The sequence below is a fragment of the Chlorogloeopsis sp. ULAP01 genome, assembly GCF_030381805.1.
Classification (GTDB): domain Bacteria; phylum Cyanobacteriota; class Cyanobacteriia; order Cyanobacteriales; family Nostocaceae; genus Chlorogloeopsis.
The window spans coordinates 261,054-280,812 of the sequence record NZ_JAUDRH010000011.1 but is presented as its reverse complement, the minus strand read 5'-3'; the positions used below and the strand labels follow the sequence as shown (position 1 = coordinate 280,812).

Here is a 19,759-nt window from a genome sequence, read left to right as displayed (position 1 = left end):
CCCCCTGCCCCTCTCCTTAGCAAGGAGAGGGGTGTCCGACAGGACGGGGTGAGGTTTTTCATGCAAGGCTTGTGAAACTTGTTTCATTGGGTCTGCCTTCTTAAAACGATTTGACATAACTTGTTGAGTTGGTTTTTTCTGCTTGCTTTCCTGTCCATTTCTCCCAGCGTGTAATTCCATGACTCACAAATTCAGGATTATCGTCTCCAATAAAACAGATACGTCCCATCCTTTCGCAATTAATCAGGATTTCAGCATCTCCCATAAAAGGGGCAATGACAAAATTATCTTGATGACTTGTATACAAATTGATCAGGTAACTGATTATTCCTTCTACACCTTCAATATTAATTGGGATCTGGGGCTGGGTTTTAGGCTGGTGAGAAAAAATGCTTACATACAAGTTGCCAATCACAAATTCATATTGAAATGGCATCCGCACTTGAGTGCAAAATTCGTAGATATTGCCCCCAGAACGCAGTACCGCCACAACCCGTGCTTCATCAATCAAGTAGTCATGATTCCAAGTTGGTGAAATTGTCGCGATCGCCAAAGCTGCATTTGAGGGTAGCAGTTCCTTGAATTGTTTGCTGCTAGTATCGCCACAATATACTAAATGCCGACCAAGCATCAATTCGTCACCCAATTTTACTTGCGATTCGATTCGGGCGATCGCTCTTTTATCAGGTGTTTTTGCTGTCTGTGTAGTAACTCTCTTGAGAGCCGACTTTGTTTGTTTTTGAGCCATAGCACTTTGGAAGGCTACAATCTGTAACTCTTTTTGCTTACTTCGTGCTTGTTCGGCTAATTTTGCTTGCTTTTCGGCTTCTTGTTGCTTTCCCATCGCCTTAGCTAACTCGGAAGCTTTTTCAGCTTGCTCTGCTACAGCCCGTTCTTGAGCAGCAGCTCTTGCTATCTCTAATTGGGCTGTAGTACTTTTGGCGATCGCTGTTCCTTTAATTAACTGTTTGACTTCTGGATGAATACCTTTAGCAATCTGTAAACCTTGCTGGAGAGTACGTTCAGAAAAACCAGCATTTTTAGCCATCTCCTTAGTAGTCTTAGGAGGAGGTGCAACCATTTCACCACCTTTGAGAGTGTGTTGGTTATCTCCTGGTTGTGCTCTTAGTCCCAACTTTTGCAGAATTTGTTCCCGTTCCAGCCAAAGTTCATGTCGCTCCAGAGGTTCTAGCTCATTGCGGATCAAATTTTCATCAATCTCCGCTAAACGAGCTTGTTCAGTATCTTCATAGTTAACGACATTGCATTCTATTTCCTCTAAACCCAGCATCTGACAGGCTGTCAAACGGTGCAGCCCAGCTATCAGTTTATAATCTCCATCTATCGTGATTGGGTTCAATAAACCCATTGCCTGAATAGATTCTTTCAACTCCTTTACTTTCTCGCCGTTTAATGGACGGCGATTCACACCTATTTTGATTTTGTCTATAGCTATTCTAGGCATAATTACTGTTTTTTATGTCGTCAGTGAAGTCATCAGCAAGACGATAAACCTAATATATTGCACCAGTATTCTCAAAAACGGAAATTTTGTGAGAACTTTGATGAGAATGTCTTATCACTTACAGCCAATGATTAACTGTTTATCAATTGAGAGCAGCATTAACTGGCTTAGTAGCTCTATGAAGTTAGTCACCATCAAAAAGTTCCCTGTCTGAACTAGGGTTATGATAACGAAAACTGATTGTTGGGTATCAGTTGTCAGTTGTTCGTTGAACCGTATGGCTGAAGCACTGTTCACTAAATTACTGTTCTAACCCCAGTTCCTAACCCCTAGTCCTTAGCCCCTAACCTCTAGTCCCTGTTTTCAAACTAGCCGACACCCGCGCATGGTGCGTCTACGTGTAGCCTCAGGCTTTAGCCTGAAGGCTTTTGGGGTTTGAAAACGCGCTTTAGCCCCTAACCTCTAGTGAATAACTTGACAGCATCGCACTTCTTTGCCATACTGGAAGGCAGGTTTTTTGATTTTATTAACTGTTGTCGCTTCGTTACTGATAAGTTTTTTCGGAACAGAGAGTTTTTTATTTTACCTTATTATTGAAGCCATTATATATTGGTGCAGACCAAGAGTAAATTTGAGGAGATTTTGGTATCCATCAAGCCATTATTGATTTACCGAAAGTTTACTCATACCATAATCCGTCTGAGCGTCTCTTTTAGAGTTGAAAACTAGATAAAACCAGTCGCGTGTCTACGGTTACATAAATACATTTAAATTTGAGTGAGAATTGAAAAAAGAGGTACCTTGAGATCGGATTTAGGATTATTGGCAAGTAGATAGGCATAATTAAGCATAAAATGCTTATTCCCAAAAACTAGATATAGTAGGCATTTACCCTACTGCCATCTGCTAATCAGTGGCTACAATATTTAAAGGTATTTGAACGGGTGTAACTACCCATGGAAACATTATAAGCAAGCAAAAGTAGAATTAGGTTAATTACCATTACTTATTGCAATCAAAACTTTTGTCAGATTTGCTATTTTCACAATGACAAAATTGAAAGCTGAAATATTTTTTTGCAATCAAAATGACAAAAGAGAGATAGGTAAATCACGTATTTCTCTTGTAATTGTTAATGGTTAATCGCTAATAGCAAGGAACAATTAACTATTAGCTATTAGCTATTAGTAATTAGCAATTAACATCCAAAAACTAATACTAAATTAGGATGAAAATATGTCAGCAGACAAGAAAAGTTTTCTGTTTGTAAAACCTGCGGGTAGGTGGCCACTTTTTTTGGCAGCTTTTATAGCTTTAACTACAGGGTTAGTATCTTTCTTTAGTTTGTTACTATTTCGTTCCAATGTGCAAACCCAACCACAGAAGCCCGTTAAAGCTGCACCCGCAAGAGTTGCTGTTACTGCTTTGGGGCGTATAGTACCTGAAGGTGAAGTGACTCAGTTGTCTGCTCCCAGTTCGCTAACTGGTGTGCGAGTAGAAAAGCTGTTGGTAAAAGAAGGTGAACAGATTAGGGCAGGGCAGGTAATCGCATTACTAGAAGGGTATGCTCGCTCTTTAGCAAATGTACAGCAGGCTCAAAGTAACGTTGAGGTTGCTCAAGCTAAATTAGCACAAGTAAAAGCTGGGGCAAAAACAGGAGATATTGATGCCCAAAAAGCAACGATCGCCCGAATTGAATCGCAGTTACGAGGGGAAGTTACTGCACAAAAAGCAGCGATCGCCAGTTTACAAGCTCAGGCTGACAATGCCCAAACAGAGAATAGTCGATATCAGCAGCTATACCAAGAAGGTGCTGTTTCCGCTTCTACTGCCGCTAGTAAAGCTCTACAGTACCAAACTTTACAACAGCAGCTTGTTGAAGCTAAAGCAACCCTCAACCGTACAGTAGACACTCTAGAAGAACAACTCAGCGAAGCAAGAGCCAAGCTGGGAAGTATTAAAGAGGTGCGCCCAACAGATGTGCAACTCGCCCAAGCTGAACTCAAAAGCGCGATTGCAGCTGTTAAACAAGCAAAAGCAGAACACGATCTCACCTACGTTAAAGCTCCCATAGATGGTAAAGTTTTGAAGACTCACACCAAATCAGGGGAAGTAGTCGCCACAGCCGGAATTATTGAAATCGGCAAAACTTCCCAAATGTCCGTGATTGCAGAAGTTTATCAAACTGACATTCAGAAAGTCCGCCCAGGGCAAAAAGTCGTAATTACCAGCACAGCCTTCCCCAAAAAACTGCAAGGAACTGTCAGCAAGATTGGCTTGTTAGTCGACAGACAAAGCATCTTAAGTATCAACCCAGGAGCAGATACAGATCGTAGAGTCATCCAGGTAAAAATCCGCATCGATAATCCAGCAGATAGTGAACTAGTCGCTGGTTTAACCAACTTACAGGTAGATGTCGCCATTCAAATTTAACCGCAGCAGGCATTGTTAAATTACTCACACACGATCGCATTTATCTTGAATCATGGTGTTTACAACTCCCGTAGCTTGGCTACAACTAGTCAGAAACAAAATTCGTTCTCTAGTGGCTATAGCTGGTATTGGTTTTATTGTGATTTTGATGTTTATGCAACTTGGATTTCAAGATGCTCTTTACTCCAGCGCTACCCAAGTACATCGCAATCTCCAAGGAGATTTATTTTTAGTCAGTTCTCAATATAAATCTTTAACTGCAATTCAAAGTTACTTTCGGTCTCGATTGTATCAAGCTTTAGGGTTTGATGGTGTAGAGTCTGTTAGCCCAATGTATTTGGGATTTGCCAAATTTAAAAATCCTGAAAACGGCGAGAAATATTCAATCTATGTGATTGGATTTGAACCAGGAAGACCTGTGATGAATATACCAGAAGTGGAGAAAAATATAGACAGAATTAAAGTTCCTGATGTAGTACTTTTTGACCGCAATTCTAGACCAGAATTTGGGCCAGTTGCTCAAAAGTTTACTCAAGAACAAACAGAACAAATACTTGAAATTTTTCCCTTTGATTCATTAAGAGGATACAGAGTTAGAGTAGGTGGATTGTTCAGTTTGGGGCCTTCTTTTGGCGTAGATGGTAATTTGATTGTTAGTGATACAACTTTCCTGAGGATATTTCCTAATAGTCGTCCTTCAGAAATGATAGATGTAGGTGTAATTTCTCTTAAATCTGGTACTAATCCTAAGAAAGTCTTGAGAGAATTACAAACTAATTTACCCGACGACGTGAAGGTTTTCACCTACCAGGAATTCATAGATTTCGAGAAAAAATATTGGGCAACTAGAACACCCATTGGTTTTATCCTTAATCTTATGCTAACAATGGCTTCTGTTGTTGGTATAGTGATTGTCTATCAAATTCTCTACAGTAATATTTCTACTCAATTAATAGCCTATGCAACATTAAAAGCTATAGGTTATGCAAATAATTACTTCTTGCATTTAGTCTTTCAACAAGCTCTAATTCTGTCATTACTAGGCTATATTCCAGGATTTATTATTTCCTTATTCTTATATAACTTTGCGATGGATGCAACCAAATTACCTATCATGATGAGTCTTCATAATGCAGTCATTGTATTGATATCGGCAGTTTTAATGTGTATGACATCAGGAGCGCTTGCTATCAACAAACTTCGCTCTACAGACCCAGCCGATATTTTTTAGGAAGGCAGCTATGCTGAGAGCAGAAGGCAGAAAGCTTAATCTTTGAGTACCATAATTTTCTACATTGCTATCTCGATATGAACTTCAAAAATAAATCTCTTCTCATTACTGGAATTGGCAAATTTGTAGGCTTACGTGCTGCTGAAAGAGCTATCGCACAAGGAATGAAAGTCTCTGGGCTACAAAGTTCAGCAGATAAAGCGAAAAAAGCACAGAACTTGGGTGCTAAAGTGATAATTGGTAGTATCACAAATCCTGCTATTACTGAGTCAGCCTGCCAAGGAATAGATATTGTTTTACATACAGATGAAATTGCCAAAGAAGGTGGTTCAGTAGAAGAATTTCGTGAGGTAAATGTTGGTGGAACTCTTAACATTGCTAAAGCAGCCAAGAGTAGTGGTGTTAAAACCTTCATTTATATTTCAAGTGCCTTAGTCTATGGCTTTAACTATCCCGATCGCGTGACAGAAGACGGGCCACTTTCAGGCGAAAATAATCCTTACTGTCAAACAAAAATAGAAGCCGAAAAAGCTCTTTTAGAACTTAACGATCCATCCAATTTTGGCGTTATTATCATTAGACCAGGTGATGTTTACGGCCCTGGAAGTATTCCTTGGATTGTTCGACCATTATTGTTAATGCGGCAAAAATTATTTGCTTATGCTAATGATGGGCAAGGAGTAATCAATCACCTATATATTGACAATCTCATTGATGCTATATTTCTCGCTCTAGAAAAAGAAACTTACGGAGAAATTTTTAATATTACTGACGGGCAAGAAACTTCCTGGAAGGAATATTTTACTTATTTAGCAGAAACAGCTGGTTTACCAGCACCATTTTCTTTACCAAAAGATGAACTTAAATTATTCCTTAAACTGCGCTATCAAGGTCAAAAACTATTTCGCAAACAAGCCGATATTTTACCAGAAGTAGTAGACTTCATGACTCGTCCTTATGCTTATTCAATAGATAAAGCTCAGAAAATATTGAATTATCAACCAACAATTAACTTACAAGAAGGAATGCAGCTAACTCAAGAGTGGCTGAAGAAAACTGACCTCAAAAAAATGATGCCCTAGTAAAAAATTCCTTTAATTCGTAGCGAATTCCCCATCAAAAAACTCTGCGTTACTCTGCGCTAACTTTGCGCGAAGGCAGTCGCTACAACGGGGGGCTTTGGCCCACCCCCCTTCGGGTACTCTAACGAGAACCCGCTTCGCGTGTACGCAGTCGCCACAAGTCGGGGAACGCGCTGCCTCCTCTCTGTGTTTAAGGTCGCTACGAAACTGACACTAAAATCTTATCAAGAAACATATGTTACTGAAAGTCTCTAAGATTGCCTATTTGTTACTGCCTGCTTTACTGAGCATGAGTTTTGGTTGCAAAGTCAATGCAGAGCCAACATCTACACTAACTGTAGTAGTAAAAGGTATAAAACATCAAAAAGGACAGATTTGCATTCGAGTTTTTTCAAGTGAGAAAGGATTTCCTTTAGGTAGTAGCGGCGAAGTAAAAAGTGGCTGTACTCAAATTGCTGGGAATTATGTGAAAAAACAATTTACTGGTTTGAAACCAGGAACTTATGCAGTTGCTGTTGTTGATGATCAAAACGGAGATTACAAACTCGACAGAGACTTTTTAGGTATTCCCAAAGAAGGATTTGGTATTTCCAAAAATCCAACTGTTTCACTCATAACTGGTACGCCAAAGTTTAGCGATGCCAGTTTTTCATTGCAAAAAAATAAAACAATCAACATTTTCATGAAATATGGACTCGATCCATAAGGTAGGGGATAGGTGATAGGGGACAGGGAACAGTAATTCCCTCGTTTCCTCGTTACCAGGTTCAACCTGGCAGGTGAAAACTAGAGCCTCTGGCTCTCTCACCAATTTTCATAGACAGAATGGGCCATGGAGAGAAAAATAGATGACAGAATTGGTACTATTGCTATTTAGGTTTTTAGTGGGTTGGTTAGCGATTCAGGCATCTATAACACTGGTATTTTTATTGTTTTTGCAATCGCCTCAAAAAAATTCCTTACCAGACGAAGAATTGCCAAAAGTAGCGGTGATTCTTTGTCTGCGGGGAGGAGATCCTTTTTTACCCTATTGTTTGCGATCGCTCCTACAACAGAACTACCCTCAATATGATCTCAAGCTAATCGTCGATAGTAAAGAAGATCCAGCTTGGAAAATTGCCAACGACGCGATCGCCTCTTTAGGAGCTACTAACGTCCAAGTCAGCCCATTAAGCATCAGGAGATACAACTGTAGCCTCAAATGCAGTTCACTGGTACAAGCAGTCTCAGAATTGGATGACTCCTACAAAGTAGTTGCCTTAGCAGATGCTGATGCAGTAGTTCATCCCAATTGGCTGCGTGACTTAGTCACGCCTCTAGACGATCCAAAAGTCGGGGTAACCACAGGTAACCGTTGGTACTTACCCACTGGCAAATATTGGGGAACTACGGTGCGGTACTTGTGGAATGCTTCCGCAGTTGTGCAGATGTTCTTTTACGGAATACCTTGGGGTGGCACATTAGCTGTGAAAACAGAAGTTATCCACCAAACAGGACTTTTGGATAGATGGGCAAGAGCCTACGGCGAAGATACAATGATCCGTAGAGTCTTGGGACAACATGGGTTAAAAGTTAAGTTTGTACCTTCACTGCTAATTCTCAATCGTGAAGAGACAGACTTACCTCGATTACTAGAGTGGATGAAACGCCAACTAGTTTCTTCGCGCCTGTATCATCCTCAGTGGTGGGCTGTAATTGCTGACGCGATTCAAACTGTGATACTTCCTAATCTACTCTTAGTGTTATTTCTAGTGGCGTTATGCACCCAAAAATGGGATGCTGCAATTTTGGCTTTAACCACTTTTAGTGGCTATATTCTAGGATTACTCTTGCTTGCGATCGCATTAGAGAAAGGAGTACAGCAAGTAATTGGCAAACATGGTGAACCGGCAGCCAAATTGTCACCTGCCACAGTCGTAAAAATACTAATCGGCATTCTCCTCACAAATTGGACTCACGGGTTTGCACTCCTATCTTCCCTGTGGATGTCAACAGTCAACTGGCGCGGTGCCATCTACCGAATTAAAGGCCCTTGGAACATCAAGCTCATCGAATATCGCCCTTATCAACTGTTAGATCAACCTGTTGATAGTAAAGTTTCTCTTTAATTTTTCTCCCAATAAATACAATCACTTCCTTGCAGCTATGAAAAAACAACCTCTTCGCATTGCGCTAATTACAGGATTGTATGCGCCATTCTTAACAGGGGTTTCGGTTGCAGTGCATCAACGGGTGCGCTGGCTACTACAACAAGGACATGAAGTCTTTCTCATTCACCCAGAAATTAACGAGCAGTATCCCAAAGAGGTTGGTAACCGCCCCATGTCAGGGCTGCGAGAATTACAGTCTTTTCCCAACTTTTCCTCTTATGCATTCCCTACCCAGCCGCTAATATTCTACAAATCTCTTCCCCAACCATTAAGCTATCGCCATTGGAGTGATTCCAAAGTATTAGAGAGTTTTCAGCCAGATATCATAGTGGTTGAAGAAGCGCCACAAATGAGGGGATTTTATTCAATTTTCTTGCAAGGTTACGGACGCCCCGTCGGCTCAGAATACGCTCGGCGCACTGGCACACCAATTATCTCCCTATTCCACACCGATATCGTTGCTTATATTCGATATTACATGGGCAACCAATTTTTCAGCTTTATTCGTCCCATGCTGCCAATGTTTATCAAGCAATTCAGCGAAGCTTACGACTATAACTTCTTTCCTTCACGAGAACAGCTGGAAAAGTACAAAAATCTGCAATCCCAACGCAGCGAATACCTAGCTTATCAAGGCATAGATTGCCAAAAATTTAATCCTAATAATATCTGTCATAACCCCATCCCCAACGACAATCGACCAACCCTGCTCTTCGTTGGACGTATTGCCCCAGAAAAAAATGTTACTCAACTCCTAGACATATACCCACTTGTTGCTGCTAAAATTCCTGACGTGCATTTAGTAATTATAGGCAGTGGGCCTTTACAGGAAGAAATACGCCAGCGTGCCGCTAAATTTGGGCCGGGTGTGACTGTGTGGGGAGAATCTCACGGCACAGAACTATTGGGTTGGTATGCACGAGCAGACGTATTTATCAATCCATCCATTACTGAAAACTTTTGCACCTCAAACAACGAAGCCTTAGCTTCTGGAACTCCTGTAGTCGCAGTCAAAGCACCTTCAACCTCAGAACAGATATCCTCAAGTAGTAACGGCTTCCTTGCCGAACCCAACGATTCTGGGGATTTCGCCGACAAAGTGATTAGAATTCTCGAAAATCCTGAGCTTAAAGAAGAAATGTCTATGCACGCTCGCTTCTCCATACTTGAATATGATTGGTCTATGTGTATGGAAAAATTTGAAGAGAAGCTATACGAAATAGTTAAAAAACCAAAAAAATTGGCAGCAACAACTGTTTAATTAATAGATAACTTGCACTACCCCTTAACAAGCCAGAGAATCAATTCTCTGGCTAATAGCACAAGTCCCTTTAAACGGACTTAAAGACTTTTCTAGTCAGATTTATCTGACTTTATATCTTAGCCAAGAAATTTATTTCTTAGCGGAATGAAAAGCTAATACAAGAATGACTAGTAGGGTGCGTTAGCGACAGCGTAACGCACCGCCATTACCAAAACACAAAATTTAATTATCCATATCTTGAATAATCCGCATTGTTTCTACACTCACCGTGCAGACTCGTTGCAGTAAATTTATCACCTGTTCTTTGTAATCTGAAAGCGGTAGGTATTGAATTTTTCAGCAATAGTCGGATCTTTTGGTTTCTTTTCCTTATATTGATCCAAAATCCACTCTAAAGCGCAGCGGTTGCCAAGGTGATATTCCCAAGCAATTTTAGGGACACCTTCTAGAATAGTAACTTCATCTAAAATTATTGTTCCCTTAGTTTTATCAGCTTTGAGTTTCGCCTTGGGAGTTATTTTGCTGGATTCATCAAAAGGCAAATCAATTCGCTTTCAAGGATAGAGTTCGACAGTTTCATAATTGATGTGTAAATCCATCAACTGTTTACCCCAGCTAACCCATTGCTGAAAGTCATCGTAGAGGGGTAAGCGGGGGGGGAATTCTCGTTTCAGATTGAGTTCGTATCTTTGTCGATAAGCGGGGTTGTTTAAGACGGCGTAGGTGTAGTGAAAAATATCTAGTTTAGTGATTGTGGAATCTTTGTAATGGTTTTGGAATTGTGTTAATCCCCAATCGGTGATGTTGTCGGTGCGGTTTCCGTTTTTTCCACACCAGTAGTGACACGAGCCAGAGGCTCTAATTCTCGTTACCAGGTTGAACCTGGTAATGAGGGTGAGTCACGCAAGTAGTGACACGATATAGGTTCAGGTTCGTAGTAAGGACTTTAGTCCTTAAATGTTTAAGCGCTAAAGCGCTTACTACAAACTACTAATTCATCCTTTCTAGCAGATGCTCTCCCACTCGCAAAGCATTCGCCATAATCGTTAACGATGGATTTAAAGCAGTACTAGACGGGAAAAAACTACCATCAACAACATAAAGATTATCCACATCATGAGTGCGGCAGTTAATATCAAGTACTGATGTTTCTGGATTTTTACCAAAACGACAAGTACCGCACTGATGTCCAACATCTTTCAAAGACATTTTTTGAGGCAGAAACAAAGAAAAATGTCCTTTTTGAGAGTGCAATTTTATTGATTTTAAAACAGAAATCCAGCGTTGGATGAAACGATTAAAAGGCTGTTGGTTGTTATTTGTATATTCAAGAATAATTTGCTCACCCTTAACACGCACGCGATTTTTTGGATCTGGTAAGTCTTCAGTAATCAATAACCAAGAAACAGAATGATTTGCGATTGTCTCAGCTATTATACTAGGTGTAAAAGGTGGTGCATTAGCAGCTACTCTATCTTTATTAATATTGCCGAGTAATTGTATGCTGCCCATTGGATAAGGAAAATCTTTCTCTCCCCAATAAAAATCATTGACACCTATAGTTTTTTGAAAAACTGTAGGATTAGCTTTTGTTGACAAAGCTATGACTACCCCAAATTTATGAGCCATATAATTTCGCCCTACTAAGTTAGAACTATTAGCTAAACCATTTGGGTGTTTGTCGTTAGCGGATTTGAGTAACAATACAGCTGAGTTGATTGCACCACAAGCAAGAACAACGATATTTCCAGAGAAAATATACTGCTTACCTGCAATTTCTGTTTCTACTCCTGTGATTTCTTGTCCGGATGTATTTGTGTGAAGGCGTACAACTTTTGCTTGAGTGATTAAAGTTAAATTTTTATAAGTTACAGCTGGACGAATACAGTTAATTTCAGCGTCAGATTTAGCATTAAGAAGACAGGGAAAGCCATCGCAAGTCTCACAACGAATACAAGAACTTAAAAAACGATTAGCTTCATTCAGTTTGATACCAAGTGGCAGATAGAATGGATGCAAGTTTTTGTCTTTTAAGGCATCATTAATTTCTTGAATGTATGGTTCGTGGCTGATTGGAGGAAACGGATAGGCTTCAATAATTTGAGGTTCTGTCGGATCTAAACCTTTTTGAGCATGTACTTCGTAAAGTTTTTCTGCTTGGGTGTAGTAAGGGGCAAAATCCTGATATTTTAATGGCCATTCAGGAGAGATGCCTTCTTTATGAATAACTCTGTTAAAATCATTTTCGCGAAATCTAAATAACGCACCACCGTAAAATTTTGTGTTACCACCGACATAGTAGTGTGTGAGAGGACGAATTGCTTTTCCGTGTTTGTCGTACCAAACTTCTGCTGTGCGATAGCATTCTTTTTTAAATATTTGATGAGAATCCCAATTGGCTTTTTCTCTAGGTAAGAAATTGCCTCGCTCTAGAACTAAAATCTTTTTACCACTGGGTGCTAATTTATATGCCAGTGTTCCACCACCTGCACCTGTGCCAATGATGATAACATCATAATGACTATCAATCATTTTTTCTCCGTTTGTTGAGTTGTTGGTGATGCACCAGGTGTAAGGAGAGAAGAAATAAATTTGAGGATTTTGATGAATAAAATTAATAGAAAAACTCCCTGAAGAGTATCAGTTGCATCTGTGTAAAAACTGTGTAAAAACATCTAAGTAAGTAGACATAGTTAAACTGAAAATATTTTTTCGTTTATAGTCGGCGCTGTCTTCGCTAAAGCGCAGCGACTACGAACTTTAATATATTTACGTCTAGCTGCTTAAATGGGTTTAGCTTGATAAGCCGTCAATGATATTAGTCAAGTGCAATTATAAATGGGAGTAAATTAATCAAAAAGCAAAATTTTAGAGTTTTCGGTAATAAAGTTTGCAGTTTGAAATGGAAGAATGATTAATTTTCCTTTAAAATTTATGTTCTCGTCAAAATGCCCTCACTCTCGAAGAGTGGGGCTACATAAACAAAGGCTGCCTCCGCAGCCTCTAAGGATTTCAGCCCACGGAGGTGGGCTTTGTACGACTAGCTCTAGACTTCTAGCCTGCGGGCGTTTGTTGAGTAGCAGAAAATTTAGTTAGGCAAACGCTTCTCAGCACGCATTTGATTTTCTGCACAAGTTAGGTTCAAGTTGGTTAAACCAATCCAACGATAAATAGTGTCTCCAAATTCTGGAAAAAGTTGGATGTTAGAAAATAAAAGCCTTGTCAAAACTCCATCCAGCATGACTTCTGCTTTGTTTTGCTTAATTGCTTCCACAACTGCGATCGCTACAGCTTTTGGTTCGGAAACACGTGCTAATTTAGGTGATGGTAAGCCAAACTTCAGAAACATCCCTGCTTTTGTGTATCCTGGACAAACTACTGTAATTCCTACACTGGTATTTATTAATTCTTGCCGCACTGCATCTGTCCACATAATTAAACCTGCTTTACTAGCAGAATATATACTGTTATAAGGTGCTCCTTTTTTCCCAGATCCAGAGGCAATATTGACAATATGACCGCTATTACGCTCTAACATACCTGGTAAAATTAACCGGGTTAACTCCATCCCAGCCATTAAATTAGTTACTAATATTGACTGGATATCTTTAAAGGAGTAGTTTTGGAATGGTCGATATTTTTCGATGGCAGCATTATTAATCAAAATATCGATTGGCCCTACAACTTCGTTAATCTGCTGCACCAGAGATGGTAATTCTTCTACTTTACTGATATCAAATGGAATAGTTATACCCTTACCACCTGCAAATTCGATCTCAGCACGTATTTGATCTAGCCTTTCTTGGGAACGAGCAATACCAATTACTGTTGCCTTTTCTTTTGCCAGCGTACGAGCAATAAATGCTCCGATACCACCGGACGCACCAGTCAATAGCACTGTTTTACCTGCTATACTTTTCATCGTTACTTGTGACTAATTTGATTTTGTTGGTAGTTGCTTTTTAGGAGCAGGGGCGGGAATATTATAGATATTGTCATCATCTGAATAGAAATTGCTTTCAAACCCGCCCGTAGAGTTTTTAGTTAGTAGAAAATGTCACCATACTCCAACAAAATTAAAAGTGGAGTAAGCTTACTCATTTCTTGCATCCACGCTCTTTTCTGCCAAGAAATCAATTTCAAGGGCTAAAACCTAAAGTCTACTAAAGTAGAATAGGTAAAGTTTTCAGTCAGTACCCTACGGGCATCTTCCAGGCATTTTAGGGGCGAGGTGCAAGATGTGAACTTATGTACTTTCCATTTGCACTTTTTTCGTTCAGACTGTCATTAGATCAATAATCTGAGGAATTACAAAATTCCTAAAGACAGCTATAGCTCTACAGAAATCAGTAGAGCTTTTATATCGTTCATTACTCATGCATTTTGAGAACAGGTGCAATTAAAAATATCAAGTGTCTAATTACGCTTAATTCCCCTAAATACTCTTAGCCCACTTCCAGAAAATTGACACTCAATATCGAATGCAGTATTGTTTCTGCATCCTTGTAGGGATTAATTGCTAATTTAATTTAATTAAACCACAACTCATTAATTTTCACACCCTTTTTCAGTGACACACAAAACTTTTATTTCTATAAAACTCAAATTTTATTTGTTATTATCAATATCACAGACAAAAAATAAGGCAAATTTAAATAAATTTATCAATATTTTTTGACAAATTCATTAAATTTTGAAACTAGCAAATAGAAAAAAGTATTTCATCGGTAAAGTGGAGAATTTTTCGGTATAGTAAAACTACTATACCGAGTTATCAACTTACTGAGGCATTTGTCCATAAACTTTTTTAATTTGCTCAGAAAAGTGATTTTCTTCATATTTCAATTGTTGAGCTACCTCTAATCCTTTATGAAAAGCACTTAGTGCTTGAGGATAATTCTTACGCTCTAAATAAATTTGCCCCATTAAATCGTAAGCATTCATCAAACCATAAAAGTTTGAGGCTAGTTGTTGAGACTGTATCAGAATTTGGCTAGCTTGTAATGCCTCCTCTATTTGTCCTTGAGAACGATACAGCGCAATTAACTTTTGTAGAGCTTCTCCTGCACGTACATACTGTTGTAATTGCCAAGCGGTTGTATAAGCTTGTTGATAGTTGGCAAAAGCCTGTTGCAGCAGATTGGGATTTTCTCTTGCTAAAGATTCATAATTTGAGCCGATCGCTAGCCTCAAATTTGGTAACTGGGTAAGGTTATTTTGATTTTCGTAAATTTGTACTAATTGATTGCGTATTTTGATCGCTTGCTGGAGTTGTTTTCCCTGCTCGTAGATGTAAGCTAGCTGTTGTAAGTATGTTAGTTGACTTGTACTATCGCCACTCGCAACAGCAAGTTTTAACAATTCTTCATAGCTTGCCGCAGCTTTAGGATAATCAAACCAATCTAGATGTAAATTTCCTATTGTCTGGAGGGTTTCTACTTCTTTTGCTGTATTTTGTTGCTGGCGGAACATTGCCAAAGCTTGGTTATAAACATCCACAGCATTTTGAGGCGATCGCACTTGTTGATAAGCTTGTCCTAGTGCTTGTAGCAGATCTAAATCGGGCGGTTTTTGAGATTGTGCCTGTTTTTGAATCTTTTGTATTCGCTCAGTAATATATTGCACTTCTAGGCGCTCGTTTTTTTGATAGGCGATCGCGCCAACTCGCCCTAGTGCTTGTACTTCTTGTAGCGCTCCCAAGTAGCGACGCAGCCGCAGTTCTCGGTTCCAGGTATTAAAAGCTCCTTGTGTATCACCTGCTTGCAATTTCGCCGTAGCTTGTTGATTCAATTTATCCAGCGCTGCTTCTAACTGTTGCTGTTCTTGGGCAGATAACGGCTGTTTTTCAGGTTTAAGTGGAAGCAGTGGATCGACTGTATTAATTTCTAGTGGTGATGGAGGGAACTGATTTGGTGATTGAGATTTGTCAGTCTCTGCCAGTGTCACCGAATTGCAAAGCAGCAAAAACGTAGTTGTGGCAGTAATAATCTTGCTTAAGCGTCGTAACATCGGAATTTTACCTCTCAGTACTACTAGGGAATTGGTAATTGCCAGTCTTCCATTAGCCATTAACCCTTGACGCAAGTAACTAAAAAATTCTCCTGCCAAACAGGTAGCTACAAGTTTTACAATACTTCCAGATTCTTTTTAAGCAACTGGTGTATTGTCTGTAATGACTCATTCCACAGATCTTGCCACCTTAGCCCAGTGGATGGCAGCAGATTTTAGCAATCAAGAACAAGCTTTTGAAAATCCGCCCTTATTTGCCCATATTCGTGTTTGTATGCGTCCCCTTCCCGTAGACTTGCTCTCAGGAGTGAGTTTTTATGTGGAACAAGCTTATGACTATATGCTGAACGATCCTTATCGTGTAGCAGTAGCAAAGTTAGTGGATGCAGGAGATCATATCCAAATAGAGAATTACAAGGTTAAGGATGAACAAAGATTTTATGGAGCATCCCGCAATTTAGAACGCCTTAAAACTTTAACAATCGATGATTTGGAAAAATCCTGTGGTTGTAACATGATTTTAGAGTGGACAGGCTCCGGCTTCAAAGGCAAGGTGGAGCCAGGAAAATCCTGTTTTGTTTATCGCAAAGGCAAAAAAACTTATCTAGATAGTGAATTTGAAATCGACGGAGAAAAATTTATCAGTCGCGATCGCGGGCGCGATCCAGAAACCGATGAGCATATTTGGGGTTCTGTCGCTGGCGCATTTCACTTTGTCCGTTGGCACACTTTTGCCGATGAGGTAAGAGTTTAAGATTTCCACTCCCGTGTCTCGTGGCGACGGGAGTGTGAAAAATTTACAGATGTGAGGATGCAATTTTAGATAAAATTCTGATAATATAATATTTTGTGGGTATGGCGGCATAGCCAAGTGGTAAGGCAGAGGTCTGCAAAACCTCCATTCCCCGGTTCAAATCCGGGTGCCGCCTTTAAGAAATAGCTTAAACTTCAGGGCTTGGAAGCCCTTTTTTAATGGGAATTTTTGGATTAGTCCCATAAGCACAACCTTAGCCAATGCCTTTTACCGCTGACGAGAAGGAGGAGGATTAAACCTAAACTTTTCCTAGAGCGATCGCACCCCCAAGTTGCGCCGCTTTACCCAGTTTTACTGCTGCTTATTTGCGCTTGAATAAATTGCTCTATTTCTGGCTTGAGTGTGATATTCATAACTTGTACCTCAACTAAAAAATAGGACAGTTTCTGTTTGTTAGCACTCGCGATCTACCAACTTGAGCAGGAATCAGTGAGATGATGACACCTTGGACAGAAAATGGGCGATCGCCTTTTTTGATTTTAGGCAGAACTATATTGTGTGCGATATGCGATCGCTAGCTTCAAGTTTCACAAGTTGTTTTGAAAAAGTTCTAGAACGCGTTGCCAAGCATCAGGAGCCGCTTCGGGGCTGTAACTTGGGTGCTGGGCGATGAATGGGTACTTCTCTACAAATAATCCGTGAAAGAATCCGTGTCCTGCGTCGTATCGGAATACGCGATGATTTATTTGATGTTTCTTTAATTCCGCCTCAATTTGCTCGTTTTCCTCCTGGGAAACTAATTCATCCCTTGTCCCAAAAAACACATAAATAGTACCTTTAATTTCAGAGGTGCGATTAATGGTTGGAGTATCTTCACCATAACTAGAAGTGGTAATTCCACCACCGTAAAATGAAGCCGTTGCTTTAATTTCGGGTAAGGTTGCAGCCATGTAAGCAACATGACCGCCAAAACAGAAACCAATCACCCCGATCGCATTATCATTGATATTAGGTAGAGTTTTTAAGTAAGCGATCGTAGCTTGAATATCACTGAAGATTTCTTGATACTTGACTTGTTGATAGTATTCCAAGCCAAGCCGATAGCCTTCTGGGCTATAGCCAACACTTTCTGATTTATATTCAACCTCAAAACCGGGAGCAAAACGTTGATAAAGCGCGGGTGCTACTGCTACATAACCATGTTTGGCTATGAGTTCGGTGACTTCTCGAATGTGGTTGTTAACTCCAAAAATTTCTTGAAAAACTATAACAGTGCCAAAGATTCCCTGATGTGTTGGTTGAGCTAAGTAAGCATCAATTTCTAAGCCGTTGTTAGGGATTTTGACTTTTGTAGTGTTAATTTCAATATTTGGTGTTTTTAGCATCTTTGTTTTGGCTGAACTCAGTGTCATCCCACTGTAGAAAAAATGCTACCTAGAACTCTAGAAAAAAGTTGCGGAATCTTAGTAAATTATTGCGTTCGCGCTTGCATGAGTTGTTTTGGTGTAACGCCGACAATCCGTTTGAAATATCGAGTCAAGTGACTTTGATCGCAAAAACCTACCCTGACAGCAATGTCTGCAATGCTAAGTTCGCTGTGCTGTAATAAATATTTCGCTTTATCAATCCGACATTGCAAAATGTATTGGTGGGGCGTTACACCCATACCTTGCTTGAACAAACGCAAAAAGTGGTATTGACTCATTTGGGCGATCGCAGCAATCTCACTTAACTTTACATCCTGCTCCAGATGTTCGTTAATATACTCCTTCACCTGTTGCAACTTCAGAGTAGGTAATCCATCTGTATAGGTAAAAAGCTTAGGTTGCGTGGTGCAATAGTTCCGTAATAAATGAATAGCTAATGTTGTTTTGATACTATCAATCAGTAAATAACCGCCAATTTTTTTAGACTCTAATTCTTCTCGTAAGGCACAGAAGATACCTTGAAGCAATACATCTTGCCGAGTCATAAAATGAGGGATAAGTTCAATGCGATCGCAATCAACCCAATCTTGACCGACTTGTTTGAGGAGTGCAGACTCAATTGCCAAAATTATAAACTGGACTGAGGTATTCCAATTGCAGCGATGGGAAATACCCGCAGGAATAATTGCAATGTCTCCATGATTGCGCGTCTCTCTTTTAAGCTTTCCATCCAACCATCGTTCCCCTGATAAGTCGGAAGGCGATAAACTGGCAATTCCTTGTGCAATCACGTGCATTGTGTGTTGATGCTCAGTTATCTCAAACTTTGGCTGTTGGTGGAGTTCAAAATGGATACTGTCCCATTTTGAGCTTGAGAGAACAGCGGGTTTAGGCACAAACGGATCTGATGCATTCTCTTGGCGGTAATCAATTACTTTGATCGTTTGCGCTGGCGTTCTCATAATGAGTACTCAAACAGCTGGGGGATTCATCTATTCTGACTGTTTTTTAACACAGATGGGCAATCGCAGTAGCGGCGAGCTAAGATGTGCGTTATTACTCAAAATTTTGTCAAGTTCAAATCACCGCACAAACGCAGAGTGTCTTTCCGTTGTGGGTAACGGCTTGTTGTAGACATTTGGGATTATTATGCCGTGTAACCTGCAACTACATCTCAACAAGTAATACTTTAGAACAGATAGGGAACTAATCGCTTTGTACTTTGCCTGTAGGCTTCATACTCATCACCGAATCTGTCAAGCAGCATTTGTTCCTCCTGGTTAACTCGTGTTGCATACGCAATACTAAAACCAATGAATCCAGATAAACCTGCAATCCAGTTTGGCAGCAATAAGGCTTGTGCAACGCAAAGTAACAGCACAGAGGCATACATCGGATGACGAATGTTTTGATAAACGCCATTAGTTGTTAATGTGTGTCCTTCCCTGATTTGCAGTGTTGATGACCAATTTTTGCCCAAGTCATGATGGCTGCGCCAGAACAACCAAAGCGAGAGCATAAGAGCGGCAATACCTAATACATTAGCCCAGATTGGTAGATGGTAGTTTACAGAATTTAACCAAGGAGATAGAACATAAATCCAAGGGATAAATAGTATCCCAATCAATAAAAGAAGGCGAACTAATTTTTCCTGAATGGTTGTTCGAGCATCAACAATCGTATTCTTTTTCTGCTCTTTTTGATAAGGGATTCTCACGAGCAGCCACAATATCATCCCAATTATGAAAATTATTTTTGATGTCAGTGGATTCATCTTGCTCATCTCCTACATTGACCCAAAAAGTAGTCGTCAATCTGGTAAACTTATTGGATGATATTGTTTGAATTTGTCAACGCATCAAACACTAAACTTGGCGACGCATTGATCAATAAGTTTTTCTTAATAACAAATGTTGTCATGATTACTCTCCTTAAGTTCAGTCA

At 39.9% G+C, this 19,759-nt stretch carries 14 protein-coding genes, 1 tRNA gene and 1 pseudogene; 8 read left to right on the top strand and 8 right to left on the bottom strand.

What is annotated here, in order from left to right; genetic code table 11:
* Positions 1-100 precede the first annotated feature (100 nt).
* Positions 101-1,465, bottom strand: coding sequence for a ParB N-terminal domain-containing protein (locus QUB80_RS22305; protein ID WP_289791699.1), 1,365 nt, complete (start codon positions 1,463-1,465; stop codon positions 101-103).
* A 1,236-nt stretch (positions 1,466-2,701) separates the two neighbouring features.
* On the opposite strand from QUB80_RS22305, the gene QUB80_RS22300 reads away from it, so the two are divergent.
* From QUB80_RS22300 to QUB80_RS22275, 6 genes are all read left to right on the top strand, one after another.
* Positions 2,702-3,898 (top strand): ABC exporter membrane fusion protein, encoded by a 1,197-nt coding sequence (locus tag QUB80_RS22300; protein WP_289791698.1) that lies wholly within the window; start codon positions 2,702-2,704, stop codon positions 3,896-3,898.
* Between the two features lie 52 nt (positions 3,899-3,950).
* A complete protein-coding gene (gene devC, locus QUB80_RS22295) occupies positions 3,951-5,129 on the top strand; it encodes an ABC transporter permease DevC (RefSeq protein WP_289791697.1) in 1,179 nt (392 codons plus the stop codon).
* A 77-nt stretch (positions 5,130-5,206) separates the two neighbouring features.
* The gene (locus QUB80_RS22290; protein ID WP_289791696.1) at positions 5,207-6,211 is read left to right on the top strand and encodes an NAD-dependent epimerase/dehydratase family protein; all 1,005 of its coding nucleotides are present in this window, start codon (positions 5,207-5,209) and stop codon (positions 6,209-6,211) included.
* A 235-nt stretch (positions 6,212-6,446) separates the two neighbouring features.
* Positions 6,447-6,917 (top strand): DUF2141 domain-containing protein, encoded by a 471-nt coding sequence (locus QUB80_RS22285; RefSeq protein ID WP_289791695.1) that lies wholly within the window; start codon positions 6,447-6,449, stop codon positions 6,915-6,917.
* Positions 6,918-7,059: 142 nt separating this feature from the next.
* A complete protein-coding gene (locus QUB80_RS22280; protein WP_289791694.1) occupies positions 7,060-8,319 on the top strand; it encodes a glycosyltransferase family 2 protein in 1,260 nt (419 codons plus the stop codon).
* A 37-nt stretch (positions 8,320-8,356) separates the two neighbouring features.
* Positions 8,357-9,622 carry a glycosyltransferase gene (locus QUB80_RS22275; protein ID WP_289791693.1) on the top strand — a complete coding sequence of 422 codons (1,266 nt, stop codon included), beginning with the start codon at positions 8,357-8,359 and terminating at the stop codon, positions 9,620-9,622.
* A 296-nt stretch (positions 9,623-9,918) separates the two neighbouring features.
* Here the strand turns inward: QUB80_RS22275 and QUB80_RS22270 are convergent.
* From QUB80_RS22270 to QUB80_RS22255, 4 genes and pseudogenes are all read right to left on the bottom strand, one after another.
* Positions 9,919-10,428, bottom strand: a pseudogene (locus QUB80_RS22270) (type ISP restriction/modification enzyme).
* A gap of 187 nt (positions 10,429-10,615) precedes the next feature.
* On the bottom strand, positions 10,616-12,157 hold the full coding sequence (locus QUB80_RS22265; protein ID WP_289791692.1) for a GMC oxidoreductase: 1,542 nt from the start codon (positions 12,155-12,157) through the stop codon (positions 10,616-10,618).
* 556 nt (positions 12,158-12,713) lie between these two features.
* A complete protein-coding gene (locus QUB80_RS22260) occupies positions 12,714-13,547 on the bottom strand; it encodes an SDR family NAD(P)-dependent oxidoreductase (protein ID WP_289791691.1) in 834 nt (277 codons plus the stop codon).
* A gap of 857 nt (positions 13,548-14,404) precedes the next feature.
* On the bottom strand, positions 14,405-15,634 hold the full coding sequence (locus QUB80_RS22255) for a tetratricopeptide repeat protein (protein ID WP_289791706.1): 1,230 nt from the start codon (positions 15,632-15,634) through the stop codon (positions 14,405-14,407).
* A 163-nt stretch (positions 15,635-15,797) separates the two neighbouring features.
* Here QUB80_RS22255 and QUB80_RS22250 point away from each other — a divergent pair, with 163 nt between their 5' ends.
* A complete protein-coding gene (locus tag QUB80_RS22250) occupies positions 15,798-16,388 on the top strand; it encodes a chromophore lyase CpcT/CpeT (RefSeq protein ID WP_289791690.1) in 591 nt (196 codons plus the stop codon).
* Between the two features lie 103 nt (positions 16,389-16,491).
* Positions 16,492-16,563: transfer RNA gene (locus QUB80_RS22245), tRNA-Cys, on the top strand.
* A gap of 412 nt (positions 16,564-16,975) precedes the next feature.
* On the opposite strand, the gene QUB80_RS22240 is transcribed toward QUB80_RS22245, so the two are convergent.
* The 3 genes from QUB80_RS22240 to QUB80_RS22230 all read right to left on the bottom strand — a co-directional run bounded on the left by QUB80_RS22240 (position 16,976) and on the right by QUB80_RS22230 (position 19,589).
* Positions 16,976-17,773, bottom strand: coding sequence for a dienelactone hydrolase family protein (locus tag QUB80_RS22240; RefSeq protein WP_289791689.1), 798 nt, complete (start codon positions 17,771-17,773; stop codon positions 16,976-16,978).
* Between the two features lie 86 nt (positions 17,774-17,859).
* A complete protein-coding gene (locus QUB80_RS22235; RefSeq protein WP_289791688.1) occupies positions 17,860-18,777 on the bottom strand; it encodes an AraC family transcriptional regulator in 918 nt (305 codons plus the stop codon).
* Positions 18,778-19,004: 227 nt separating this feature from the next.
* Complete coding sequence (locus QUB80_RS22230; RefSeq protein WP_289791687.1) at positions 19,005-19,589, bottom strand: protein-S-isoprenylcysteine O-methyltransferase; 585 nt, start codon at positions 19,587-19,589, stop codon at positions 19,005-19,007.
* Between the last annotated feature and the right edge of the window lie 170 nt (positions 19,590-19,759).